The organism is Stenotrophomonas sp. GW821-FHT01H02A (assembly GCF_059422145.1).
The window spans coordinates 520,889-545,155 of record NZ_JBWKWI010000001.1 but is presented as its reverse complement, the minus strand read 5'-3'; the positions used below and the strand labels follow the sequence as shown (position 1 = coordinate 545,155).

24 protein-coding genes, 2 tRNA genes and 1 other RNA gene are annotated in these 24,267 nt (G+C 68.3%); 11 read left to right on the top strand and 16 right to left on the bottom strand.

Annotated elements, in window-relative coordinates:
* The first annotated feature begins 66 nt into the window (after positions 1-66).
* Positions 67-639, top strand: coding sequence for a Maf family protein (locus AC07WC_RS02580; RefSeq protein ID WP_495208614.1), 573 nt, complete (start codon positions 67-69; stop codon positions 637-639).
* Between the two features lie 3 nt (positions 640-642).
* On the opposite strand, the gene AC07WC_RS02575 is transcribed toward AC07WC_RS02580, so the two are convergent.
* Together AC07WC_RS02575 and AC07WC_RS02570 are read right to left on the bottom strand one after the other, a co-directional pair.
* On the bottom strand, positions 643-2,352 hold the full coding sequence (locus tag AC07WC_RS02575; protein ID WP_495208613.1) for a hypothetical protein: 1,710 nt from the start codon (positions 2,350-2,352) through the stop codon (positions 643-645).
* A 16-nt stretch (positions 2,353-2,368) separates the two neighbouring features.
* Positions 2,369-4,210 (bottom strand): glycosyltransferase family 39 protein, encoded by a 1,842-nt coding sequence (locus AC07WC_RS02570; protein ID WP_495208612.1) that lies wholly within the window; start codon positions 4,208-4,210, stop codon positions 2,369-2,371.
* Between the two features lie 40 nt (positions 4,211-4,250).
* On the opposite strand from AC07WC_RS02570, the gene AC07WC_RS02565 reads away from it, so the two are divergent.
* Genes AC07WC_RS02565 through AC07WC_RS02550 form a run of 4 tightly spaced genes read left to right on the top strand, consistent with a single transcriptional unit; the run spans position 4,251 to position 8,628 of the window.
* Positions 4,251-5,204 carry an AAA family ATPase gene (locus AC07WC_RS02565; RefSeq protein WP_495208611.1) on the top strand — a complete coding sequence of 318 codons (954 nt, stop codon included), beginning with the start codon at positions 4,251-4,253 and terminating at the stop codon, positions 5,202-5,204.
* Position 5,205: 1 nt separating this feature from the next.
* The gene (locus AC07WC_RS02560; RefSeq protein WP_495208610.1) at positions 5,206-6,162 is read left to right on the top strand and encodes a DUF58 domain-containing protein; all 957 of its coding nucleotides are present in this window, start codon (positions 5,206-5,208) and stop codon (positions 6,160-6,162) included.
* On the top strand, positions 6,155-8,107 hold the full coding sequence (locus AC07WC_RS02555) for a transglutaminase TgpA family protein (protein ID WP_495208609.1): 1,953 nt from the start codon (positions 6,155-6,157) through the stop codon (positions 8,105-8,107). Before AC07WC_RS02560 ends, AC07WC_RS02555 begins: the two co-directional genes overlap by 8 nt.
* Entirely contained in the window at positions 8,104-8,628 is a 525-nt protein-coding gene (locus AC07WC_RS02550; RefSeq protein ID WP_495208608.1) for a Slp family lipoprotein, read from the top strand. Before AC07WC_RS02555 ends, AC07WC_RS02550 begins: the two co-directional genes overlap by 4 nt.
* 88 nt (positions 8,629-8,716) lie before the next feature.
* Here the strand turns inward: AC07WC_RS02550 and AC07WC_RS02545 are convergent, their stop codons facing one another.
* The 4 genes from AC07WC_RS02545 to dnaX form a co-directional block, all read right to left on the bottom strand.
* On the bottom strand, positions 8,717-9,076 hold the full coding sequence (locus tag AC07WC_RS02545) for a histidine triad nucleotide-binding protein (protein WP_121043042.1): 360 nt from the start codon (positions 9,074-9,076) through the stop codon (positions 8,717-8,719).
* 81 nt (positions 9,077-9,157) lie between these two features.
* On the bottom strand, positions 9,158-9,757 hold the full coding sequence (gene recR, locus AC07WC_RS02540; protein WP_495208607.1) for a recombination mediator RecR: 600 nt from the start codon (positions 9,755-9,757) through the stop codon (positions 9,158-9,160).
* Between the two features lie 99 nt (positions 9,758-9,856).
* Entirely contained in the window at positions 9,857-10,177 is a 321-nt protein-coding gene (locus tag AC07WC_RS02535) for a YbaB/EbfC family nucleoid-associated protein (RefSeq protein WP_495208606.1), read from the bottom strand.
* A gap of 6 nt (positions 10,178-10,183) precedes the next feature.
* Positions 10,184-12,193, bottom strand: coding sequence for a DNA polymerase III subunit gamma/tau (gene dnaX / locus AC07WC_RS02530; protein WP_495208605.1), 2,010 nt, complete (start codon positions 12,191-12,193; stop codon positions 10,184-10,186).
* Positions 12,194-12,329: 136 nt separating this feature from the next.
* Between dnaX and AC07WC_RS02525 the strand changes: the two genes are divergently transcribed.
* Positions 12,330-12,422 (top strand) — tRNA-Ser (locus AC07WC_RS02525).
* Between the two features lie 250 nt (positions 12,423-12,672).
* Here the strand turns inward: AC07WC_RS02525 and AC07WC_RS02520 are convergent.
* Entirely contained in the window at positions 12,673-12,990 is a 318-nt protein-coding gene (locus AC07WC_RS02520) for a DMT family transporter (protein WP_495208604.1), read from the bottom strand.
* 278 nt (positions 12,991-13,268) lie between these two features.
* Here AC07WC_RS02520 and ffs point away from each other — a divergent pair.
* Positions 13,269-13,365: signal recognition particle sRNA small type (gene ffs, locus AC07WC_RS02515), an RNA gene on the top strand.
* Between the two features lie 45 nt (positions 13,366-13,410).
* On the opposite strand, the gene AC07WC_RS02510 is transcribed toward ffs, so the two are convergent.
* Genes AC07WC_RS02510 through AC07WC_RS02500 form a run of 3 tightly spaced genes read right to left on the bottom strand, consistent with a single transcriptional unit; the run spans position 13,411 to position 15,298 of the window.
* Positions 13,411-13,779, bottom strand: a complete 369-nt coding sequence (locus AC07WC_RS02510) for a nuclear transport factor 2 family protein (protein WP_495208603.1) — start codon at positions 13,777-13,779, stop codon at positions 13,411-13,413.
* Positions 13,780-13,781: 2 nt separating this feature from the next.
* The gene (locus AC07WC_RS02505; protein ID WP_495208602.1) at positions 13,782-14,549 is read right to left on the bottom strand and encodes an MBL fold metallo-hydrolase; all 768 of its coding nucleotides are present in this window, start codon (positions 14,547-14,549) and stop codon (positions 13,782-13,784) included.
* Positions 14,549-15,298, bottom strand: coding sequence for a 3-deoxy-D-manno-octulosonic acid kinase (locus AC07WC_RS02500; RefSeq protein WP_495208601.1), 750 nt, complete (start codon positions 15,296-15,298; stop codon positions 14,549-14,551). Before AC07WC_RS02500 ends, AC07WC_RS02505 begins: the two co-directional genes overlap by 1 nt.
* 21 nt (positions 15,299-15,319) lie before the next feature.
* On the opposite strand from AC07WC_RS02500, the gene AC07WC_RS02495 reads away from it, so the two are divergent.
* Complete coding sequence (locus AC07WC_RS02495) at positions 15,320-16,375, top strand: glycosyltransferase family 9 protein (protein WP_495208600.1); 1,056 nt, start codon at positions 15,320-15,322, stop codon at positions 16,373-16,375.
* On the opposite strand, the gene AC07WC_RS02490 is transcribed toward AC07WC_RS02495, so the two are convergent.
* Positions 16,354-16,761: a DUF6165 family protein gene (locus AC07WC_RS02490; protein WP_019185792.1), complete on the bottom strand. Its 408-nt coding sequence runs from the start codon at positions 16,759-16,761 to the stop codon at positions 16,354-16,356. The two genes, AC07WC_RS02495 and AC07WC_RS02490, sit on opposite strands and share 22 nt — an antisense overlap.
* Before the next feature lie 372 nt (positions 16,762-17,133).
* Positions 17,134-17,224: transfer RNA gene (locus AC07WC_RS02485), tRNA-Ser, on the bottom strand.
* A 167-nt stretch (positions 17,225-17,391) separates the two neighbouring features.
* Here AC07WC_RS02485 and AC07WC_RS02480 point away from each other — a divergent pair.
* On the top strand, positions 17,392-18,096 hold the full coding sequence (locus AC07WC_RS02480; protein ID WP_019185793.1) for a PP2C family protein-serine/threonine phosphatase: 705 nt from the start codon (positions 17,392-17,394) through the stop codon (positions 18,094-18,096).
* 40 nt (positions 18,097-18,136) lie between these two features.
* On the opposite strand, the gene dnaQ is transcribed toward AC07WC_RS02480, so the two are convergent.
* The 3 genes from dnaQ to AC07WC_RS02465 are packed head-to-tail and all read right to left on the bottom strand — an operon-like array spanning position 18,137 to position 19,981.
* On the bottom strand, positions 18,137-18,868 hold the full coding sequence (gene dnaQ, locus AC07WC_RS02475; RefSeq protein WP_495208599.1) for a DNA polymerase III subunit epsilon: 732 nt from the start codon (positions 18,866-18,868) through the stop codon (positions 18,137-18,139).
* A gap of 4 nt (positions 18,869-18,872) precedes the next feature.
* Positions 18,873-19,325 (bottom strand): ribonuclease HI, encoded by a 453-nt coding sequence (rnhA, locus tag AC07WC_RS02470; RefSeq protein WP_121042991.1) that lies wholly within the window; start codon positions 19,323-19,325, stop codon positions 18,873-18,875.
* Positions 19,326-19,336: 11 nt separating this feature from the next.
* On the bottom strand, positions 19,337-19,981 hold the full coding sequence (locus AC07WC_RS02465; RefSeq protein ID WP_495208598.1) for a class I SAM-dependent methyltransferase: 645 nt from the start codon (positions 19,979-19,981) through the stop codon (positions 19,337-19,339).
* Between the two features lie 11 nt (positions 19,982-19,992).
* Between AC07WC_RS02465 and gloB the strand changes: the two genes are divergently transcribed.
* Both gloB and AC07WC_RS02455 read left to right on the top strand, forming a co-directional pair.
* Entirely contained in the window at positions 19,993-20,760 is a 768-nt protein-coding gene (gene gloB / locus AC07WC_RS02460) for a hydroxyacylglutathione hydrolase (RefSeq protein ID WP_495208597.1), read from the top strand.
* Positions 20,757-21,971 (top strand): lytic transglycosylase domain-containing protein, encoded by a 1,215-nt coding sequence (locus AC07WC_RS02455; protein ID WP_495208596.1) that lies wholly within the window; start codon positions 20,757-20,759, stop codon positions 21,969-21,971. Before gloB ends, AC07WC_RS02455 begins: the two co-directional genes overlap by 4 nt.
* Positions 21,972-22,115: 144 nt before the next feature.
* Here the strand turns inward: AC07WC_RS02455 and AC07WC_RS02450 are convergent, their stop codons facing one another.
* On the bottom strand, positions 22,116-24,089 hold the full coding sequence (locus tag AC07WC_RS02450) for a peptidyl-prolyl cis-trans isomerase (RefSeq protein ID WP_495208595.1): 1,974 nt from the start codon (positions 24,087-24,089) through the stop codon (positions 22,116-22,118).
* Positions 24,090-24,267: the final 178 nt, after the last annotated feature.

Here is a 24,267-nt window from a genome sequence, read left to right as displayed (position 1 = left end):
AGTCAGGTTGCCGATCCCCGGCCCGAGGGGCCAGACTGCCGCCCTTCCGCACCCCGGTATTGTCGCATGACCCCACTGCTGCTGGCCTCCACCTCCCGCTATCGCCGTGAACTGCTGGCGCGGCTCGGCGTGCCCCTGGAGACCGCCCGCCCCGAGGTGGACGAGACTCCGGCGCCCGGCGAAGCCCCCCGTGCGGTGGCCGTGCGCCTGGCACGGGCCAAGGCCGACGCCGTCGCGCGGACCCATCCCGGTCGCTGGGTGATCGGCTCGGACCAGGTCGCGGAACTGAACGGCGGCCCGCTGGGCAAGCCGGGCACGGTCGAGGGCGCGCATGCGCAACTGGCCGCGATGTCCGGTCAGGTAGTGCAGTTCCACACGGCGATCAGCCTGGTGCGCGATGGCGAGGTACTCGAGGCCTGCGACCTGACCCGGGTCCACTTCCGCGCGCTGGATCCGGCCGAAATCGTCCGCTACGTGGCCGCCGAGCAGCCGCTGGACTGCGCCGGCAGCTTCAAGTGCGAGGGCCTGGGCATCACCTTGTTCGAGGCGATCGAGAACCACGACCCGACCGCGCTGATCGGGCTGCCACTGATCGCGCTGAGCCGGCTGCTGCGCCAGGCCGGCTACACCCTGCCCTGAGCCTCAGCGCAGCTGCAGCGCCTGCAGGCAACCGGCGTCGAGCTCCCCGGTGGCCCAGCCGACCCAGCGGCCAGCCAGCGGCATCGCCAGGCCCACCGGGCGCCCCTCGCATTGCAGGACCAGCCGCGGCGCCCGGCTCGGCGCGCTGAACTCGACGCGCCAGGCCGGGCCGCCCAGCAGGTTGCTTACCGGTACCGCAGACACCTCGCTGAGCGCCACCGACCGGGCCGTGCTCGTGGCGGGCGGCTCCTGCAGATAACGGCTTTCCGGCCACGCAAACATGGACGCCCCCTGTGCGCGCAGGCTGGGCAGCGCCGCCTGCACTTCGTCGGGCAGGTTCTCGCCATGGGTCTGGTCCCGGTCGATCACGCCCGCCGCCGCTGCAGTGGCGGTCATGTTGGCCACGCGCTGCATGCTGACGCCGAGGTAGGCCATCCACACGGTGCTCGGCACCGCCACCAGGGCCAGCAGCAGGACGATCCCCGCCACCCGCCGCGGACGGCGCAGGCCGACGCGCACGGTCGCCCACAGCATCAGGCCGGACCAGAACAGCCACGACCAGGCCACATACCTTGGTGCGGCCAGCTGCGTGGGGTAGTCGGCGAAGTAGCTCCAGCGACTGAGGGCGACCAGCCCGCCCACACTCAGCCCGAACCACGCCATCGCCAGCGCCACCGACTCCCCCGCCCCGGCCGTGCGGCCGCGCTGCCAGGTGCGCCAACTCATGCCCAGCAGACCGACCACGCCAGCGGCGCCGATCAGCAGATGCGGCCAGCGTGAGGTCATCACCGGCCCGAACAGCGACTGGTAGGTGTCCGCAATGGAATGAACCACGCTGCGCACGGGCGCGAACGGCAACTGCTGGGCCGCCGCCGGGTCCAGCGCGGGCCAGGCCAGGTAGATGAAGGGTGAGGCCAGCCAGCGCAGCAGCACGTCCAGCTGCGCCAACGGCTTGAGCACCATTTCCAAAGGCATGCCGGTGCGGCCCATGCCCAGGTGCAGGGCGACGGCCACGACCAGCCCGACGATCAGCGGCAGCCCATGCGACAGCGGCGCACGGCGCACCACCAGCACCGCAGCCAGCCCCACGAACACCGCCACGCCGCTGCCGAAGGAGAAGGTCGCCGCCACGCCGCACACGGCGGCCAGCGCCGCGCCGCGACGATCCCCGCGCAGCAGCAGCGCGACACCCGCCACCAGCGCCACGGTGATCAGGTAGGCGTGGACCGACTCGTTGGCATGGGTGAGCACGCGCTGGCTGCCCAGCCAGAAGATCGACAGCGCGCCGAGCAGGGTTGCGGCGGCACGCACCGGTGGTGCCAGCGCATCGGTCTTGATGATCCGCGCCAGCACCCACACCGTCGCCATGGCGAGCAGCGCCCCGGTGCCGATCTGCAGCCATTGGTTGCCGTGCAGCCAGGCCAGTTCGGCATGGCGCACCAGGTTCGGCAGGATTTCGCGATGGCCGTTGTCCGAGACCAGCACGTTCGACGGCCACGGCATTTCCAGCAGTTTCCGGGTGAAGCGCCACGGATCGGCGTACAGCACGCGCGGCGAAAGCCACGCCATCGCTGCCACGCCCACGGTGATGACCACGGCCACCGCGCACCACAGCATGCGCGTCAGCGCGGCAGATGGCAGCGCGGCAGGCGAAGGGAACACAGATGAAGGGGCAGCATCCTGCCGCGTGTTGCGCATGAAGGTGTCATCCATGAAAGAGCCCGCGTGCTCAGCGCACGGGCACGGTGAAGGCCTGTTCCTGCCACTGCTCCACGCTGCCGTCCTTGCCGTACAGCGTCATGCCCAGCCAATGGCGCCCCGGCGCGAGGTGATCGGTCTTCAACGTGGCATCGAAGGCCACGTTGGGGTGCTGCGGATCGGTGGAGATCTTCCAGGCACCGGTGATGTCATATGGGCGCCCGTAGACCGCGTCGCCCACCGGCCTGCCATCGACCAGCAGCTCGACACGCTCGATGCCCACCCCGTCCTTGAAGGCCCAGCCGTGCACGTCCAGCGTCTCACCGACCTTCGCATCCGGCTGCGGCGCGTCCACCCAGGCCATCGCCGGGGTCACGCACGGCCCGTCCACCCGCCTGGCCGGCAGCTTGAACAGCAGGAAGCGCTGGTAGCCATGATCATTGCTGACCACGCGCGGCGGCGGCAGCGGGCCTACCTGGTCGCAGACGGCGTGGTAGCGCTCCAGCAGATCGCGATAGCGCTGGTCGCTGGGCGAGAGCACCAGCAGCATCGGCGCGTCGCGCTGGCCATCGTGGAGCAGTCCCCACAGGCCCAGCTGTGCACTGCGGCCGTGCTTGTCGTTCAACGGGTGGCGCAGCACCTCGATCGACGGATCGCGCAGCTGGAAGCCCAGCTCCGCGCCGACCTTGAAGTTGCCGGCCAGCACCCGCGTGCCCGGCGGCATGCCTTTCAGTTCTTCGCGCACCGCACCGGCCAACGGTTCCCAGCCGGCGAAGTTGCGCGGGTAATACTTGTAGCCGGCCAACTGCTCGCGCACGCTGGGCGTGGACACCATCAGGTAGTAGCCGAACGCCAGGGCCAGCCCGGCACCGGCCAGCCACCAGCCGGTGCGGCGCAGCCAGCGCGGCCAGCCATTGAGCACCACCGGCACCGCGATCAGCAGCGCCAGATAGCCGGGCAGCGGCCAGTGGAAACTGATGCGCTCCACATCGGTGAAGAAACCCAGCCCGAAGATGGACAGCGTCGACACCGCGCCGATCAGCCCGAAGTAGCGCCACTGCGCGCGTGCGCCACCGCCGGAGCGGGTGCCGGCCAGGGCGACCTTCCACATCGCGATGCACAGGATCGGGGTGACCAGCATCGGCTGGATCACCAGGAACCACAGTCCGCTCCACTCGAACGCCCACGGGTGGCGCTCGACCACCTGGAATTTCAGGCCCGCATCATGGTTGTCGGCATTCCACGACAGCAGCGGCAGCCACGCCAGCACGCCGACCGCCAGGGCCACCCACACGCGCGGATCGCGCAGCATGCGCCGGCCCTGCGGCAGCACCAGCAGCGCGATGAAGCCGACCACGATCACGCCGATGAAGCGGTAGTGGCTGAGCGCACCGATCGCCAGGCCGGCCGCCAGCTTCACCGCGGCGGCGGCATCGACATTGCGCAGCAGGCGCGCGCCGGCATCCAGGCACAGCACCGCGGCCAGCGCCATCGGCACATCCGGCACGGCCAGCATCCCCAGCGTGGCCGACAACGGCATCAACAGGGTCAGGCTGCCGGCCTGCCAACCGGCCACCGCGCCGAACCAGCGCGTGGCGATGCGCGAGACCAGCCACGGCAGCCACGCACCGATCGCCAGGAACGGCAGGCGCAGCGCAAGCACATGGTTGCCACCGATCTCCACGCCAAAGCGTGCCAACCACGCGGTCAGCCCGGGCAGGTCCGAATAGGCCGCCGCCAGATGCTGGCCTTCCTGCCAGTAAAAAGCTTCGTCCACGAACAACGGCAGACGTGCGGCCACCACCAGCTTGACGGCGGTGACCAGCGTCCACAACAACAGGAATATGGTGCGTGCGCGTTGTTCGCCCTGCATTGCTCTATAGAATCAGTGGAATCATCGAAACGAGACGGACATGGATCATTCGCCCCCCGTGACAGCCATGCTAACCGATGTATTGCGACAGTCTCTTCGCGCTGCCCAGGATCAGGTCAACGGACTGGTGCTGGGCAAGGCGCAGGAGGTGCGGCTGGCCTTCGTGGCGCTGCTCTCCGGCGGCCACCTGCTGATCGAGGATCTGCCCGGGCTGGGCAAGACCACCCTCGCCCACGCCATGGCCTCCAGCCTCGGGCTGGGCTTCCAGCGGGTGCAGTTCACCTCCGACCTGCTGCCTGCCGATGTGCTCGGCGTCTCGGTTTACGAGGCCGGCAGCCGCCAGTTCCAGTTCCACCCCGGCCCGGTCTTCACCCATGTGCTGCTGGCCGACGAGATCAACCGCGCGCCGCCGCGCACCCAGAGTGCGCTGCTGGAAGCAATGGCCGAGCAGCAGGTCACCCTCGATGGCGTGACCCACCCGCTGCCGGATCCGTTCTTCGTGATCGCCACCCAGAACCCGGTCGACCTGTCCGGCACGTTCCCGCTGCCGGACTCACAATTGGACCGGTTCCTGCTGCGGCTGGCGCTGGGCTACCCCAACCCCGAATCGGAGCGCGAGCTGCTGCGCGGCACCGATCGCCGCCACCTGATCGCGCAGGCCACCGCACGCCTGAGCGAGGTGGAGGTGCGCACGCTGCGCGAGGCGGTCGGCCAGGTGCATGCCAGCGAAGCGTTGATCACCTACGTGCAGGCGCTGCTGGCCCGCAGCCGCCAGCACGCCGGGGTACGCGTCGGCCTGTCGCCGCGCGCCGGCCTTGCGCTGCTGCGCGCGGCCAAGGCCCATGCGCTGCTGCTGGGCCGCGCCCATGTCGTGCCCGAAGACGTGCAGACCCTGTTCGTCGCGGTCGCCGGGCACCGGTTGGTGCCGGAGGCCGAAGCCGGCAATGGGCCGGCACTGGCCCGCGCCATCCTCCAGACCGTGCAGGTCGACTGAGATGCGCCGCGGCTGGGGAGCCCGCTGGCAGCAACTGCAACATCTGGCGCGACCGCGCCGACCCGAGCACCTGCCGTGCCGGTTCGACCGGCGCCGCATCTACGTGCTGCCGACGCGCTTCGGGCTGTTCGTCGCCGCACTGCTGTCGGCGATGTTGATCGGCGCACTGAACTACAACAACAATCCGGCCCTGCTGCTGGCGCTGCTGCTGGCCACGGTCAGCATCGCCAGTGCGATCAGCGCCCACCTGCAGCTGTCCGCGCTGCAGGTGGATGCGGTGTCCGCCGAGCCGGTCATCGCAGGGGCCCCGCTGCGGCTGCGCATCAGCCTGTCGCGCGCCGATACCCGTGCACGTCGCGGGCTGCAGGTCGAACACAATGGCGTGGCCGCGTTCGGGCATCTGGTCGACAGCGACCAGATCGAAGTGGATCTCGAGCTGCCCACGCACCAGCGCGGCTGGTTCGACCTGGCCCGGATCCGCATCGCCACCACGCAACCGCTCGGCCTGGTCCGCGCATGGTCGTGGGTGTGGCCGGAGACGCCCCTGCTGGTCTATGCCGCACCGGAAACGCACGCGCCCTCCCTGCCTGAAAGCGGCGGCGACCCGTTGCACACCCGTGTGCATGCCAGCGGCGACGAGCTGCATCAGCTGCGTCCGTATCGCCCCGGCGACCCGACGCGCAGCATCGCGTGGAAACACTCGGCCCGGCGCGACACCCTGCTGGTGCGCGAGTACGAGAAGCCGGTCGGCGTGGAGGTCGTGCTGGACTGGCGGCAGCTGGCACCGCTGGGCACCGAAACGCGAATCGCGCGCATGGCGCGCTGGGTCGACCTGGCCGAACGCGAAGGGCGTCGCTATACCCTGAGGTTGCCCGGGCAACCGGTGCTGGGCCCGGGCAACGGCAGCGCCCATCACCACCTGTGCCAGCGCGCGTTGGCGCTGTTGCCGCATGACTGACCGTCCCGTCTCCCTGCTCAGTCCGGGCGCGCGCTACTGGACCCTGGCCAGCGCGGCGCTTGGCCTGTTGCCGCTGCTGCTGCAGCTGCCCACCGTGCTGGCGGCCGTCATCGCCGCTGTCGCCCTGCTCACCGCCGTGGCCTCGCGCCAACGCCTGCTGCCGGGCGCACTGCGCCTGTTGATGGTGTTGGCGATGCTTGCCGCCATCTATTGGCAGATGGGCCCGCGCCCCGGCCGCGATACCGGCTGCGCGCTGCTCGCTGCCATGCTTGCATTGAAATCCAGCGAGCTGCGCAGCCTGCGCGATGCCCGCAGCCTGGTCGGCTTCGGGCTGTTCGGTCCGTTCGCGGCCTTCCTGCTCGACCAGGGTCCACTGACCATGGCGCTGGCGGTGTTGGCGGCACTGGTCGCGCTGCTCGCCCTGCAGCGGCTCGCGCACCTGGAGGGCCAGGCCCCGCCGGCGCCACTCACACGCCACCTGCGCGGCATCGGCCGGCTGGTGCTGCTCGGCCTGCCGCTGGCGCTGGCCGGTTTCTGGCTGTTCCCGCGGTTGAGCGAACCGCTGTGGGGCATCCCGGACCGCGCGGTCGGCAAGCCCGGCCTGTCCGATACGATGGAGCCCGGCCAGTGGCTGGACCTGATGGCCGACGACAACCCCGCCCTGCGCGTGCAGTTCTTCGGTCCGATCCCGGCGCCGCAGCAGCGCTATTGGCGCGGCCCGGTGCTGACCCATTTCGATGGCCAGCGGTGGGAGCAGGACCGGCGCCAGATCGAACGCGCGCCCGCGGCGGTGACCCATGCCAGCACGCAATGGGAGTACCAGATCGATTACGAGCCCACCGACCGCCGCCAGCTGGTCGCCCTGGACCTGCCGCTGCAGGCGCCCCCCGGCAGCGATCTGGACGCCAACCACAGCCTGCGCAGCCGCACCGCGTTGAACGCGCTGACCCGCTGGCGGCTGACCTCCGCACCGGCGGTGGCCTATACCGAAGCATTGACGCCCTACGAGCGGGGCCTGGCACTGCAGCTGCCCGCCGGCTTGAATCCGCGTACCGCCGCGCTCGCCCGCCAATGGCGACAGCAGGCCGGCAGCAACGATGGGTTGATCGTGCAGCGCGCGCTTGACTGGGTCCGGGCGAGTTTCGCCTACACCCTGGATACACCCGAGCCGGGACGCGATGGCGTGGACGAATTCCTGTTCGATCAGCAGGCCGGCTTCTGCCAGCACTTCAGTTCCTCGTTCGTGGTGCTGATGCGCAACGCGGGTATCCCGGCGCGGGTCGTGACCGGATTCGCCGGTGGCATCCGCAATCCTTATGGCGACTATTGGGTGCTGCGCCGGATGGACGCGCATGCCTGGGCCGAAGTGTGGCTGCCCGGGCGCGGCTGGGTGCGGGTCGACCCGACCGCGGCCGTCGCACCCGAACGTGTCTATGACACGATCGAAGACCGGCTCGCGGCCGGCGACGCGATCGGCACCTTCGACAGCCGCTGGCTGCAGGCGGGACAGATCGGCGACTGGCTGCGCCGGGGCTGGAACGACCTGATCCTGTCCTTCGATGCCAACCGCCAGCAGCAGCTTCTTAAACCGTTTGGTTTCGAGCGGCTGGATCCGACACAGCTGGTCGGCATTTTCATTGTCTTCGCGCTGGCCGCGCTAGGCTGGATGGCATGGCTGCTGGCCCGGGGCGAACGCGAGCGCGACCCGCTGCTGCGGGCCTGGCACAGGCTGGGACGCCGCTACGCACGCTATGGGCTGGCCCGCAGCAGCGCCGAACCGGCCGGCGAGTGGGCCCGCCGGGTGGACCGGCAACGGCCCGACCCGGCGTTGTTGTCGCTCAGCGCGCGTTTCGTCCAGGCGCGCTACGCTGGCGCTGACGTCGACCTCACTTCATTATTGCGCGACCTGCGCAGGCATCGCCCGACCTCCGGAGCATCCCCATGAAGATTCAAATCCTGCTTCCCCTTGCTGCCTCACTGGCACTGGCTGCCTGCGCCACCGCGCCCAAGCCGTTGCAGGGGCAGTTCAGTATGGTCAGCCCGCGTGACGCGGTTCCCACCCAGCAGGTGGGCACCCCGGTACGCTGGGGTGGCCGCATCATCGAAACCAACCCGGGCCAGGGCCAGACCTGCTTCCAGATGATTTCGCGCCCGCTCAACGGCAGCGGCCGCCCGAGCACGACCTCGGCCGACGCCAGTGACGGCCGCTTCGTCGCGTGCCGCGCCGGCTTCTACGATCCGGCGGTGTTCGAACCGGGCCGCGACGTGACCTTCATCGGCAGGATCGGTGGCTACGAGAACACCCGCATCGGCGAGTACGACTATCGCCTGCCGAAGCTCGACGCCGACGTCATCTACCTGTGGCCGGAACAGCGCCAGGTCGATGTGGTGCCGGCCTACCCGTACGGCCCCTGGGGCCCGGGCTGGGGTCCGGGTTGGGGCTACCGCGGCTGGGGCTGGTGGTAAGCATGGAGGTAGCGCGTCCCGCTCGTTGATGCGGACGTGCTGAAAAAAACGCCGCCTTCGGGCGGCGTTTTTTGTTGTCCGGGCCCGCTCAGCCGTTCGGCGTGCCGAAGTGACCCAGCTGCGCGCCGGCCAGCAGGTGCAGGTGGATATGGAACACGGTCTGCCCGGCATGCTCGCGGCAGTTCATGACGATGCGGTAACCGTCCTGTGCGAAACCTTCGCGGCGCGCGTACTCGGCAGCGGCCATCGCCAGCTTGCCGATCAGATGCGCCTGCTCCGGTCGCACGTCATCCAGGGTGGGGATCGCCTCGTGCTTCGGAATGAACAACACATGCACCGGCGCCTGCGGGGCGATGTCCTTGAAGCCGAGCACGTCCTCGTCTTCATAGACGATGGTGGCCGGAATTTCGCGGCGGATGATCTTGCCGAACAGGGTGTCGTGGCTCATGAGGGCACCTCTTGGAACAGGGCCTTGGAGAGTAGCGCGGATGCGCCCCGGGTTTCGATCACCAGCGCGCGGTGCGCGGCATCATTCCTGGACTTCGGTACGCGTGCCGAAGGCGTGCGACAGCGTGCCACGATCCACGTATTCCAGTTCGCCGCCCAGCGGCAGGCCCTGCGCCAACCGACTCGGGCGGACCTTGTGGCTGCGCGCCATCTGCGCCAGGTAATGCGCGGTCGCTTCCCCCTCCACCGTGGCGCTGGTGGCGATGATCAACTCGTTGACCTCGCCCTGCTTCAGGCGCGCCTCCAGCTGATCCAGGCCCAGCTCGCGCGGGCCGATGCCGTCCAGCGGCGACAGCCGCCCCTGCAGCACGAAGTACACCCCGCGATAGCCGGTGGCCGTTTCGATCGCCAGGCGATCGGCCGGTGATTCCACCGCGCACAGTTGCTGGCGCTCGCGGCTGCCGTTGGCGCAGACCGCACAGATCTCGGTCTCGCTGAAATCCCGGCACTGTTCGCAATGCCCGATCCGCTCGATCGCCTTGGCCAGCACTTCGGCCAGCTTCTGGCCGCCCTCGCGCTCGCGCTCAAGCACGTGGTAGGCCATGCGCTGGGCCGTCTTCTGGCCCACGCCCGGCAACACGCGGAAGGCCTCGATCAATTGTTCGAGCAGGGGCAGGCTCATGGCGGATCGCTCATCTCAGAAACAAGCGCGCGAAGCCCGGAGGCTTCGCGGCGCGGTCACCACGGTCGCGCCAGGCAGACACCCGGCGCACGCGGTGGCTCAGAACGGCAGCTTCATGCCCGGGGGCAGCTGCATGCCGGCGGTCGCCGAACCCATGCGGTTCTTCGACTCGGCGTCGATCTTGTTGGAGGCATCGTTGAACGCCGCGGCCACCAGGTCTTCGGTCATTTCCGCATCGGACAGCACCGACGGATCGATGCGCACCTTGCGGCATTCCTTGGCGCCGGTCAGGGTCACGCTGACCATGCCGCCGCCGGCGCTGCCGGTGACTTCCAGCTTGGCGAGGTCTTCCTGGGCCTTCTGCAGGTTTTCCTGCATCTTCTGGGCCTGCTGCATCAGTTGGGCGATATTGCCGCGCATGGTTCTTTACTCTTCAAAAGGACGAATGGAATCGGCGACGACCCGGGCGCTGTGTTGCTGGATCAGCAACTGCACCGACGGGTCGGCCATGAAAGCGGCTTCCGCCGCCGTTTGGCGTTCGCCACGCTGGCGGTCAGCGCGCTGATGCAGGGTCTCGGCACCGGCCGCGCCGGTATCGATCACCAGACGCGGCGCCTGGCCCAAGGGGCCGGTCAACGCCGCGATCAGCGCCGCCTGCGAGCGGTCCGAACTCAAGTACTCAAATCCGGGCGAAATCGCCAGTTTCAAGACGCCGTGCTGGTAGCTGATGAACGCCGAGTGCGCGGCCAACTGCTTGGACGGGCCATTGAGCTGGCTGCCCGCGACCAGTTCCAGCCAGCCATCGGCGGTCAGGTCGCCGGTCGCGCCTGGGCGCGCTGCGTCCGGCACCGAGGGTGCGATGGCGATGCCCTGCGGGCGTGCCACCCCCGCAGCGGGTGCTTCGGGCGCGGGGGCCGCAGGTGCCACGGCACGTTCGGGTGGCGCTTCCCACGGCGCGACCATGGCCGCGTCCGGCGTGGCCATTTCGGCTGCCAGCGCTTCATCGCGATCGGCCGCGTCGTTTTCCTGGTGCCATGGCGGCAGATCGTCGTCGGCAGCGGGGGCCACGACGGTGGGCTTGGCCGGTTTCACCGGTTCGGCGGCGGCGGGGGCGGGAGCCGCTTGTTTCAGCGGCGGGGCTGCGGCCTGGGAGGGCGCGACGACAGGGGCTGCGACCGGCGCCTCAGGCGCCACTGGGGCCGCCTGAGGGGCTGACGCGCTGTCCTTGGCGGCCGGAGCCGGAGCCGGAGCAGCGGTCGCTGCCGCAGCGGCCATGCCGGTGCCCTGGCCGCTGGCCTGGCTACCGCTGTTTACTTCGGTGCCGGTGCCTGGATCGCGGGGCACGGGCGGGACGGCCGCCGCCGGCCGGAATGCCAACATGCGCAGCACCGCCATCTCGAACCCGGCGCGCGGGCTCGGCGCCAGGTGCAGGTCACGGCGGCCACCCAGGGCCATCTGGTACCAGAGCTGGACCACTTCCGGGCGCAGGCGCTGGGCGAACGCCTCGGCATCGATCCCCTCGCCCGCCGTCGCCGCACCCGGCACCAGTTGCTGCACCTGGATCCGGTGCAGGGCTTCGGCCAGGGCATCGAGCACCCCGCTCCAGTCCGGCGAAAATTCGGCCAACAACGCCACGGTCTGCAGCAGGCGCGGACCATCGCCATCGGCCAGCGCATCCAGCATCGCGGCAACCTGGGTGCGGTCGACCGTACCCAGCATCGCGCGCACCACATCCTCGCGCAGCGCGCCGCCGGCATAGGCGATCGCCTGGTCCAGCAGCGACAGGCCGTCACGCAGGCTGCCATCGGCGGCCTTGGCCAACTGCACGATCGCGGTCGGATCGGATTCGATCTCCTCGGCGGCCAGGATCCTGGTCATCTGGCCCTGGATCTGCTCCTCGTCCAACCGCTTCAGGTTGAACTGCAGGCAGCGCGAAAGGACCGTCACCGGCAGCTTCTGCGGATCGGTGGTGGCCAGCAGGAACTTCACATGCTCCGGCGGCTCTTCCAGCGTCTTGAGCAGCGCATTGAACGCCGCCTTGGACAGCATGTGCACTTCGTCGATCAGGTAGACCTTGTACTTGCCCCGGGAGGGCATGTACTGGGCGTTCTCGATCACCTCGCGGACATCATCCACACCGGTATTGGACGCGGCATCGATCTCGAGCAGATCGATGTAGCGGCCGGAATCGATATCCAGGCAGGCCGGACACTGGCCACACGGATCAGCGCTGGTGCCCTGCTCGCAGTTCAGCGACTTGGCGAAAATACGCGCAATGGTGGTCTTGCCGACCCCGCGGGTGCCGGTAAACAGGAACGCATGGTGCACCCGGCCGCTGTCCAGCGCATTGCTGAGCGCACGGACCACGTGTTCCTGGCCCACCAGCTCGGCAAAACGCTTCGGACGCCACTTGCGGGCAAGGACGAGATAGGACATCAGGCCACCGTCTTCATCGGGACGACCATTGTGCCACGCCTGTCCAGCCCCCCTGCCCCTGTGACGAACCGCTTGTGCGATTCCGATTCCCCCGCTAGAATCTGCGCCCCTGCAGCGGGTTGTGTGCGGCAGGTCCGGAGAGGTGTCCGAGTGGTTGAAGGAGCACGCCTGGAAAGTGTGTAAGCGTCTAAACCGCGCTTCGGGGGTTCGAATCCCCCTCTCTCCGCCAGACAAATAAAAAGGCCGCCCCCAGGGGCGGCCTTTTTATTTGTCTTCCGGAAAGCATGGGGGCCGAGAACCCCAACGGGTTCGACGGATTCGCCAGGAGCGAATCCGGACAGCCGAACGGCTGGCCCTGGAGCGCGCAAGCGCGGAAGGGCTGGGTGCATGGATGCACCCAGCAATCCCAATGAAGCGGCCACCCATCCACTCGCGACGCTGCGGCCTGCGTTCTGGCCGCAGCCTGGGTATCGAACCCCTCAGCTGCTCGACAGCTTCATCAACACCAGCCCGCTCACGATCAACACCGCCGCGGCAATCCGCATCGCGCTGACCTGCTCGCCGAGGAAGGTGATGCCGATGACAAAAGCGCCGACCGCGCCGATGCCGGTCCAGATCGTGTACGCGATGCCCAACGGCAACGTGCGCATTGCCAATGACAGCAGCCAGAAGCTGGCGATCATGGTGACGAGGGTGATGATCGAGGGGGTGAGCTTGCTGAACCCCTCGGACTGCTTCATCGAGAACGCCCAGACGATTTCCAGCACACCGGCTGCCAACAGATAGATCCAGGCCATGCGGCCCTCCTTGATGGGGGCCAGGCCGTCCTGGTCAGTGATTCCCGAAATGGGGGAGGCCGTTCCTCCTGTGCCACCCATTTTAGCAACCCGCCCGCCGCATGGCCGCTCGCGGCGGCACCGGGCTACACGGGATTCAGGCTCGGCGTCTGGCACTGCGTGCCGCGCATGCGCTAGAATGCGCGACTGCACTGCCGGACCTGTTCCTGCCTTGCACCTTCCGCCTGCGGTCCGCTGATCCCTGATCGCCCTGCAGACGGAACGTCTCTATGGTGGCCCCGTCGGCCCCTCGCGACGCTAGGTCGAAAATCCCGCCAGGGCCGGAAGGCAGCAACGGTATCGATCGACGCGGGCGCCGAGGTCAGCCGGCGGGGCCGCCACCTTTTTGGGGCCCCCTGTTTTCCTTCGCGATGCTGCCGCTCAAGGCGCCGCGGGCGTGCCCTGGTGGAACACCACCCGCCACGCCTCCCCACGCCGTCGCCACAGCGAACTGCGCAGCACCTCGCGCTGGCGCTCGCCCTCGATCACATACCAGCTGCGATAGCGCACCTGTGCCAAGGTGGGCGCCAACAACACGACCTGGTAATCGCTGGACACGATCTCGACCTGCGCCCGCTCACTCGGAATCTCGGCCAACGCAGCAGCCCGGTCGAAGCAGACGCCCGAGCTGCCGATCTCGCTGAAGTCGTCGTCCAGCAATGCCGACAACTGCGCGACATCGCCGCGGACCGCCGGCTCATGCAACGCGCGTTCGAGCGCCTGCAGATGGGCGGCCAGCGCGTCATCCATGCTCAGGGAGGGTCCTGCGCCAGCACGTGCATCGCGGTCGGGGTGGCCAGCGCCACACGTTCGCCGGGCACTGCCACACGGTGGCCACGCTGGCGCAACGCATCGCCGTCGCTCTCGCTGGCGTAGTGGTACAGCATCATCCGCGCCTGCAGTTCGGCCGTGTACTCACGCTCCAGGTCATCCACACCGGTGTGCGACGGGTTGCCGTGCAGGCCGCAGTCGTGGGCGATCAGTTCGTTGTCGTCGGCGTAGCGCGCGAGCATTTCCGGAATCGGGCGGGTATCGCCGCTCCAGGTGACCGCGCCCTTCAGGCGCAGTCCATACGCGGTTTCCGGCCAGTGATGGCGGACCGGGAACACTTCCAGGCGTACGCCGTCATGCCAGAACGCATCGCCGACCACGATCAGCTGGAACGCATCCCAGAAGTTCGCACCGCCCTCGGCCAGCACGTTCGGGTAATCGGCCACGCGCTTGTGCAGCAGTGGCACCACCGTCGCCGGCACGTACACGCGGATGCGCCCACGACGCTGCGGCGAGAAATACGCATCGACGAACAGGCGCTCGAAACCGGCGACATGGTCCAGGTGCACATGGGTGACGAACAACGCCTGCGGCACATGGCCGTAGTGAGCCTGGAACGCAGTCAGCCCTTCCCCGCCGCAATCGATGGTCAGCCACGGCCGGCCGTCGCGCTCGATCACCGCCATCGGCGAACCGAGCTGCACGGCCGACGCATTGCCGACCCCCATGAAGCGCAATGCCCAGTCCATCAGTAACCCCGGTTCCAGGCCAGATCGTAGGCGCGGCGCAGCCGTGCGTAGTCCTTCTCGACCTCATCGTGGCTGCGCTCACCGCGCAGTTTGATCAGCGAGCGCAGCAGCCGCTTGAGATTGCGCTCGCGCCAGCGGGTGGCGGGGATGCGCAGCACGCCGCGATCGAAATCGATCAGCCAGCCGTGGCCGTTGGCGTCGAACAGAATGTTGTGGGCATTGAGATCGGCATGGTCCAGCCCGGCGCGATGGAACCGCGCGATCAGCCGGCCGGTCTCTTCCCAGGGGGCGCCGCGCCCGGCTACCAGCGCGCGGTCGGCCAGCGAACGCACGCCCTCCAGCCGCTCCATCAGGATCGCCGCTTTGTAGCGCAGCCCTTCGCGCATGTAGAACGCGGCGATCGGTCGCGGCACCGGCAGCTTCTGCGCGCGCAGGGCACGCATCAGCCGGAACTCGGCGAAACTGCGGGTGCGGTTGGCCCCGCGCCAGATGTAGTGATCCCGGCTGAGCTTGGCCGCCAGGCCGCCCCGCAGGTACTGGCGCAGCACGGCATGGCCGAAGGGGGCGTCGACGAACCAGGCACCGCCACGGCCGCCATCGCCAACCGGCCGCGCCCTCTCGCCCCAGTGCGCCGGTGCGAACAGGCTCATCTCGGCTTGCCGCAACGCTTCGCGGTCGAACAGAATGGCACCGATACCGCGTCCATCGCGGCAGGGCGTCAGCGCTTCAGTGGCGTCGAATGCGACCATTCTTTCGAGTCTAACAACACCATGGCACCAACGTCCTCTTCCTTGTGTCTTTTGCGTTTGTCCGCGCTGGGGGACGTGACCCATGTGGTGCCGCTGGTACGCACCCTGCAGCAGGCCGATCCCGGCATTTCCCTGCACTGGATCATCGACAGGGCCGGCCACAAGCTGCTGGAGGGGCTGCCCGGCGTGACCTTCCACAGCTATGACAAGAAAACCGGCCTGGCCGGCATGCGCGCCCTGCGCGACAGCCTGCCGGCCGGGCGTTTCGATGCGCTGCTGCAGATGCAGGTGGCCTTCCGCGCCAACGTGCTGTCGGCCTTCGTCCCGGCCAAGCGGCGCATCGGCTACGACAAATCCCGCTCCAAGGACCTTCACGGGCTTTTCATCAATGAGCGCATCCCCGACCGCCCCGGCATCCACGTGCTGGATGCGATCGGCAGCTTCTGCGAGCCGCTCGGCCTGAAGCAGACCGAGGTCAGCTGGGACCTGGCCGTGCCGGCCGCGGCAGTCGAGTGGGCCAACGCCCAGTGGACCGACGACGGCCGCCCGGTACTGATGATATCGCCCTGCTCCAGCCACGTGCGCCGCAACTGGTATGCCGACCGCTATGCGGCCGTGGCCAACCACGCCACCTCGCGCGGCTGGCGGGTAGTGCTGTGTGGCGGGCGCAGCGAGCTGGAGCGCGGCATGGCCGATGCCATCCAGGCGCAGCTGACCACCCCGGCGCTGGATCTGGTCGGCAAGGACACGCTGAAGCAGCTGCCGGCGCTGCTCGCGCGCGCCGCGCTGGTGATGACGCCGGACTCGGGCCCGATGCATATCGCCAACGCGATGGGCACCAAGGTGCTGGGCCTGCATGCGGCCAGCAATCCGCATCGCAGCGGACCCTACTCCGACCGCCGCTACTGCGTGGACCGCTACGACGATGCCGCGCGCAGGTTCCTGGGCAAGCCGGCCAGCGAACTGAAGTGGGGCGCGAAGGTCGAGTTCGACGACGTGATGCAGCTGATCACGGTCGAAGACGGCATTGCCGCCTTCGAGCGGTATGTCGCCGATTACGCGCCGCGCGGCGCGTAATCCTTGTACGACTTCTCTTCCACGTAGAGCGAGCCCAGCGCCAGGTTGATGTCCTTCTTGATGCGGGCGCGCTCATCGTTCTGCTGGTAGACGCTGCGCGCCAGCTCGACGAAATGGTCGTCGAAGGCCTGCGCCTTGTCCTGCAGGCGGATGTTGTCTTCGATGTCCCACAGGCGCTCGTTGACGGCTTTGAGCTCGGCACGCAGGCGCGCAATGTCCTTGACCCCGGCCGGGTGCGCCATCCAGGTCTTTTCCAGCGCGCTCAGCTCGGTGCGGATGTTGGCCAGCTTGGCCTCGTCGCTGATGCGCTCGGATTTGATCTGCAGGATCGAGATCTTGTCGAGCAGTTCACCGAAGGACACGGGGACGAGGATTTCAGCGGTCATGGTGGAGATCCGTTACGTGAGGGGGGCAGTTTAGCGGACCGTATGTTGGAGGGGTGTGGGGCGAGGGTGCGGCCCCTCGGGCAGAGCCACGCCATGCGTGGCTGCGCGATGGTCGGCGGAAGGCAGCCACGCATGGCGTCGCTCTACCGTGATGACGTCGCGTGGCTTGCGGGGTGGCCGCTTCATTGCCGGGATTGCTGGGTGCATCCATGCACCCAGCCCTTCCGCGCTTGCGCGCTCCAGGGCCAGACGTTCGTCTGTCCGGATTCGCTCCTGGCGAATCCGTCGAACCCCCGTCGGGGGTTCTCGTCCGCCCATCAGGCCAGATAAAAAGAAAAGGGCTGCCCGATGGGCAGCCCTTTTCTTTTTATCTGGCGGAGAGGGGGGGATTCGAACCCCCGAGGCGCTATAAACGCCTGCCTGATTTCGAGTCAGGTACATTCAACCGCTCTGCCACCTCTCCAGATGGTCCCGGCGAACCGGGAGGCGAATGATACGGGTAGGACGCGCTGGCGACAAGTCATTGCGGACAAAGAAGTGAATTTCTTCTGTATGGATGCCTTGCCGGATGTCCGGCAGGCCGCGATCATGCCGTTATCCCTCGCAATTCCTACCGGCCCACGCCCCACCATGATCGAATTCGGACACCTGACCCACCCCGGCCTGCGCCGTGACCTCAATGAGGATACGTATTACGGCGATGGCGAACTGGCGCTGTGGCTGGTCGCCGATGGCATGGGCGGGCACGCCTGTGGCGAGGTGGCCAGTGCGCTGGCGCGCGAAACCATCGTGCGCGAGATCCGGCGCGGGGCGACGCTGGCGCATGCGATCCGGATCGCGGATGAGGAGATCATCCGTACCTCGCGCCGGCGCAACGACAGCCTGCCGATGGGCACCACCGTGGTGGCCGCGCGGGTCCAAGGCAATCGGTATGAGGTGGCGTGGGTGGGCGACAGCCGCGCCTATCTGTGGCGCGACGGCAAGCTGGCCCAGCTCAGCCAGGATCACAGCGTGGTCCAGGAACTGGTCGCCCAAGGCAATCTGACCGCCGAGCAGGCGCGCGCGCATCCGCACCGCAATGTGGTGACCCAGGCGCTGGGGGTGACCGATCCGGCGCACCTGAATGTGGCGACCACCACCGGTGAACTGCGCCCGGGCATGCAGCTGCTGCTGTGCAGTGATGGGCTCACCGAGGAAGTCGAGGACAAGGGCATCGCCCGTACCCTCGCCTTCGACGATGCCAGTGCGCAGGAATGCGTGGATACCCTGGTCGCCGCCGCGCTGGATGGTGGCGGCTCGGACAACATCACCGTGATCCTGGTGCGTTGCCACTGAGGCAGGCGTCCCGACCAGCGGTCGGGATCGACCGGGATCCTCAGGCGCTGACCGCTTCCACTGCGTCCGGCTCACCATCCCAGATCGCGCGCCCGGCCTTCTTGCGCAGCTTGGCCAGGCGCGCCTCGTGGGCTTCCAGCTCCGAGGCGGTGGCGACCACGCGCGGGCGCGGCAGCAGGCGGGAGGTATCGAAGGTCTGCGCGTGCGCGCTGCCCGGCTTGTTCTCATCGGCCGAGCCGAAGCCGATTTCCTCCTGGCCCGAGGTCAGCGCGATGTACACATCACCCAGGATCTGGGCATCGAGCAGGCCGCCGTGCAGCTGGCGATGGGCGTTGTCCACGCCCAGGCGACGGCACAGCGCGTCCAGCGAGTTGCGCTGGCCGGGGAAGCGCTCGCGCGCCATCTTCAACGTATCGATCACCGTGCAGCGGTCGGTGATCTTGCCGTAGTGGTCATCGAGCAGCGACAGCTCGTTGTCCAGGAAGCCCAGATCGAACGCCGCGTTGTGGATGATCAGCTCGGCGCCATCGATGTAGGCCAGGAACTCGTCCACCACTTGGGCGAAATCCGGCTTGTCGGCCAGGAACTCCAGGGTCAGGCCGGTGACTTCCTGCGCGCCCTGCTCGAACTCGCAGTCCGGCTTGAGGTACTGGTGGTAGTTGTTGCCACTGGGGCGGCGCTCGAGCAGTTCCACACAGCCGATTTCGACGATGCGGTTGCCCTTCCGCCATTCCAGGCCGGTGGTTTCGGTATCAAGGATGATCTGACGCATGGGCTCAGTGTACCGGGCCGGCGGCGCGGATCCGGATCGCGGCATCGCGCGCCAGCTGGTCCACGCGCTCGTTGTCCGGGTCGCCGGAATGGCCCTTCACCCAGCGCCAGTCGATGGTGTGCTTCAGCGTGGCCGCGTGCAGGCGCTCCCACAACTCCCGGTTCTTGACTGGCGAACCGCCCGCCGTTTTCCAGTTCTTGCGGATCCAGCCCGGCATCCACTCGGTCAAGCCCTGGCGCACGTACTGCGAATCGGTGAACAGCACGATGTTGCACGGCTCAGTGAGGGCTTCCAGCCCCGAGATGGCGGCCATCAGTTCCATGCGGTTGTTGGTGGTATGCGCTTCGCCGCCGCTCAGCTCGCGCTCGTGCGCGTTGTAGCGCAGCAGCGCCGCCCAGCCGCCGGGGCCGGGATTGCCAAGGCAGGAACCGTCGGTGTGGATTTCTATCGTCTTCATTCCATTCCAGATCAGGTGGCCACGGTCCCGTGCCAGCGTGGCGCAGCCACGGGCGTCGGTCCCGGCAGGGCCAGAGTGCGTTTTTCAGCGGTGAACAGGCAGGCGGCCCGCAGCGGGGCGAGGTCGCGCCGGGCCGGCGAGCGGCCGCGCCACATCGGACCGAGGTACTGCAGGTCTTCGCAGCTCAGGCCAGCCTGCGTGAGGGTGTGGCGCAGCCGCTGCGGGCTGCGCACGACCAGCCCGTGATGGCGCCATTGGCGGCGATACGGACTGAACGGATTGAGCGTGGACAGCCACAGACGGCCGCCCGGCATCAGCACCCGCGCGCAGTCCGCGATCAGCTGTTCGGCGTCGCGGGCGGTGACGTGCTGCAGGATGATCGCGTTGACGCTCTCGTCGGGCAGCGGCAACGGCAGCCCGCAGCGTACGTCCCCGGCGTAGGTCGCCGCGTCGCGGAACAGGCGCAGGCCACGCCCGGGCAGATCCACGGGGTCCAGCCACTGCGGCGACGGCGCCAGCCACAGCCAGGGGTTCACCGGCCGTTCGCCAAGCAGCGGGCGCAGGCGCTCGGACTCCAGGCGGCACAAGGCTTGTGCCGGTTCAGTATCAAACCAGGATGCGACTGTCGCTTGACGGGGGCTCGGCGCGGGGGGCATGGTCCAATTCTATGCGACTGACCGCCCTACCCGCGTTTGCGGACAACTACATCTGGGCGCTGGTCGCCGACGACGGCCGCGCCGTGGTCATCGACCCCGGCCAGGCCGCTCCCGTTCTGGCTGCCGCGGCGCAGCAGGGCTGGGTTCCCCACAGCATCCTGCTGACGCATCACCATGACGATCACATCGGCGGCGTGGCCGAGCTGCAGGCCCGTTTTCCCGCTGTGGAGGTGTATGCGCCGGTCGAGCCGCGCATCGCTGTGCCGGCGCATCGCGTCGGCGAAGGTGAACACGTTCAGGCATTGGGGCTGGGGTTCCACGTAGTATCCGTGCCCGGGCACACCCGGAGCCACATCGCGTTTCACACCGCTGAACACCTTTTCAGTGGCGATGCGTTGTTCAGCCTGGGCTGTGGGCGCATGTTCGAAGGTACGCCTCCCCAGCTTCTGGCATCCCTGCGGAAGCTGGCGTCCCTGCCGGCGCAACTGATGGTCTGTTGCGCCCATGAGTACACCCTGTCCAATGCCGTCTTCGCGCGGCATGTAGACCCCACCAACGCTGCGTTGTCGCAGCGCCATGAGGAGGCCTTGGCCATGCGCCGCGATGACCTGCCCACGCTGCCGGTTTCACTGGCAAGCGAGCTGGAATGCAATCCGTTCCTGCGTACGAGTACCCCCGCCATCCAGGCGGCCGTCAGCGCCCATCTTGGGCGTCCCGTTACCGATGAAGTCGATGTCGTCGCAGGACTGCGACACTGGAAAGACGGATTTCGAACATGAGTCGGCGATTGTTGCCGCTCGCGCTTGGCCTGGCGATCGCCGTGGCCGGCAGCGCGGGCGCCCAGTCGTTGACCGCCGGCATGTCGCAGAACGTGGCCGGCCTGTCCTCCCTCCCCCTCACCGCCGCGGCGCTGCCGCCGGCCTCGGTGCGCAACGGGCAGGACATCTTCGCCAGCTTCCGCGATGGCCTGGCCGAACCCACCTGCGACGCCGAGGCGACCAGCCCGCGTTGGCAGAAGCAGTTCGCGCACGCCCCCTCGCGGTTGGCCAACCAGGACGATGACGCCCTGGTGCTGTTCGGCTATGTGGTTGAAGAGCTCCGCAAATCCGACCTGCCGACCGAGTTCGCGCTGATTCCCTTCGTGGAAAGCGGCTACCGGCCCAACGCCCGCAACGGTGGCGGCCCGGCCGGCCTGTGGCAGTTCATCGCCACCACCGCCAAGAACCACCGCGTGCAGATGACCCCGGGCTACGACGGCCGGTTGTCCGCCGTGGATTCCACCCAGGCCGCAGTGCGCTACCTGAAGACCCTGCACGGCATGTTCGGCGGTGACTGGCGCCTGGCCACCATGGCCTACAACGCCGGCGAGTACCGGGTGCTGCAGTCGCTGCGCAAGGCCGGCATGAACGCGCAGAACGCACGTCCGGCGGAATTGCCCGGCCTGTCGCCGGTGACCTATGCGTATGTCGAGAAACTGCACGCCTTGGCCTGCGTGCTGGAAGACGCGGAAACCGAGCCTGCGGTGATGGCCTCGCTGGACCGCACCGTGCCGGTGCTGAAGGGCCACACCCTGCCGGCCGGCACCAGCGTTCAGCAGTGGGCGCAGCAGCGCGACCTGGATCCTGCCCGGATTGCCCGCCTCAACCCGGCCCTGGCCAGCGGCAAGGGCCGCCCGGCCGGCCAGGTGACGGTTCTGGCCCCGACCGCGCATGCGCCGGTGGATGCCAGCGCCAGCGTGGCCGCCATCGCAGTCGCCCCGAGCGCGCCGACGGACACCGCGACCGCGCGGACCTCGCCGGGGCCGACCGCCACCCGTACCGTGGCCAGCGCGGATCGCCCGCGGAGCCGCCGCCATACCGTGCGTGATGGCGAGTCGGCCTGGGCGATCGCCCGCCGCTACGGGATGCCACTGAAGGCCCTGCTGTCCCTCAATGGGCTCAGCGGCAGCAGCGTACTGAAGCCAGGGGCGGTGCTGCGCGTCGAGGATTGAGCCGGCCCCCTCCCGATATCGATGCTGACGATGCCCGGCCCTGCCGGGCATCGTCGTTTCCGGGGGCCGCCGGCGCGCACGAGGCCATGACGCAGAAAGCCCGGCATGGCCGGGCTTTCCGTGGTCCAGCAGAAGCCTGCCCGGTCAGAGGTTGGCTTCTTCGGTCTGCACCTTGAAGTGCTTGCGCATCGCTTCAACGTAGGCCTTGGCCGCCGCCATGCCGTCGATCTGGCTCAGATGCTCCTTGAGCTGCTCCTTCTGCGCGGCGTCCACTTCGGCGATGTCGCCCGGGCTGACCTTGGTCACCGCGTAAATCACGTAGCGGCCCTGCACGGCAACCTTGCCGTAGCTGGGCTTGCCTTCGGCCGGCAGCGGCGCGCTGAACACGGCGCGGTTGATTTCCGGGGTCGGCACCGGCTGGGTGCGCGGCAGGCCCGGCAGCGGGCTGATCTGCAGCTTCTCGCTGGTCGCCAGCGCCTGCAGGGTCTGACCGGCCTTCAGCTTGGCCAGCACGGCGTCCACGGCCTTCTCCGAGGCCTGGCGGGTGCGGTCGGCATGGATCGCGGCGATCACCTGCTCACGCGCCTTCTCCAGCGGCAGCGCCTGTTCCGGGCTGTGCTCGGTCACGCGGATCATGACGTTGTGGTTCGGGCCCAGCTCGATCGGGTCGCTGACGGTGCCATCCTGGGTCAGGATGTCCGAGAACGCCGCGCGCAACACGGCCGGGTTGGCGGCGATGCCACTGGCGGTGGTGCGGGTGAACGGACCGATGGTCTGCACCGGCAGGCTCATGTCCTTGGCCGGGCCTTCCAGCGAGGTCGGGTTCTTGTAGACCAGATCGACCAGGCGGCCGCTCAGCTCAGTGAACACACGGTCGGTGTCGGCCTTGAGCTGCTCGGCGGCCAGCTGGTCACGCACGTCCTCGAACGAACGGCCTTCGCCGCCCTTGGTCTCGCGCAGCTTGAGCACGTGGAAACCGAAGTCGGTCTTGACCGGACCGGTCACTTCGCCGGCCTTCATCGCGAACAGGGCGTCTTCGAACGGCTTCACCATCGCGCCGCGCTCCACCCAGCCCAGGTCGCCGCCGGTGTCCTTGGAACCCGGATCTTCGGAGTTGGCCTTGGCCAGCGCGGCGAAGTCGGCGCCCGGTGCCTTGGCTTCCGCGGCCAGGCGGGTGGCCTTCTCTTCAGCGGCCTTGAGCTTGGCCGGATCGCTGCCATCGGCGGCGATCAGGATGTGCGAGGCCAGGCGCTGTTCCGGCGTGGCAAAGCGCGCCTTCTCGTCGTCATAGCGCTTGCGCAGGGTGGCTTCGTCGGCGGCCGCCGGCGCAGGCAGGTTCGCACCGTTGATCTCGACGTACTCCAGCGACACGGTTTCCGGCTGGCGGAAATCCTTGGTGTGGCTGTCGTACCACTGCTTGATCTGGGCGTCGGTCACTTCGGCGGTGTCGGCCGGGGTTTCCGGCAGTGCGGCCAGTTCGACGTCACGGGTTTCGCCCAGCAGCTTCATCAGGCGCTCGGCTTCGCCCTGGGTGGTGAACCCGGAACGCTGCAGGGCAGACGGAATGATCGACTGCTGGATGCTCTCGCGCACCAATGCTTCGAACTGCGTCGGCGTGCGCGGCGGATTGCCGCTGGCCAGCGCGATGCGATAGTTGTCCTGGTTGAACTTGCCGTCGGCGCCGAGGAACGCCGGGATCGAGGCGATGTACTCGCGCACGGCGGCATCGCCGATCACGATGCCGGACTGTTCGCCGGCCAGGCGGACGACCTGCTCGTCGATCATCTGGTCGAGCACGGCCAGCTTGCTTTCGGTGCTCTCGAACTGGCGCGGATCGAAATCCTCACCCTGCTCCTGGCGTGCCTGCTGGCGCGCCTGCTCGAAGCGCACGCGGAAATCGTTGGAACTGATTTCATGGTGCTGCCACAGGAACGAGACCGGCCACCACGACGGGGCGGACTTCCACCAGGTCGGCGGTGCGGCCACTTTGGCCACGTTCTGCGAGCCGACGCCACCGAGGTAGCTGGAGTCGATCACGAACAGGAACGGAATCATCAGCAGCCCCAGGATCACGGTAACGATCCAGCCCGAGGTCTTGTCGCGAAGTTTCTGCAGCATGGGAAAAATCAAGGCCTGATTGGCGAGCCCGGCAGTGTAACCCGCTTCGCGGCAGGCTCCAAAAGTGCCCGCCCCCCGCCCCCGCGCGCGATCGGCCCGCAGCCCACCGGTCGATCACACCCGAGGTACGGTCGGCGACGCGGTGCTGATTAATCCATTGAATCGAGAACAAAAAAAA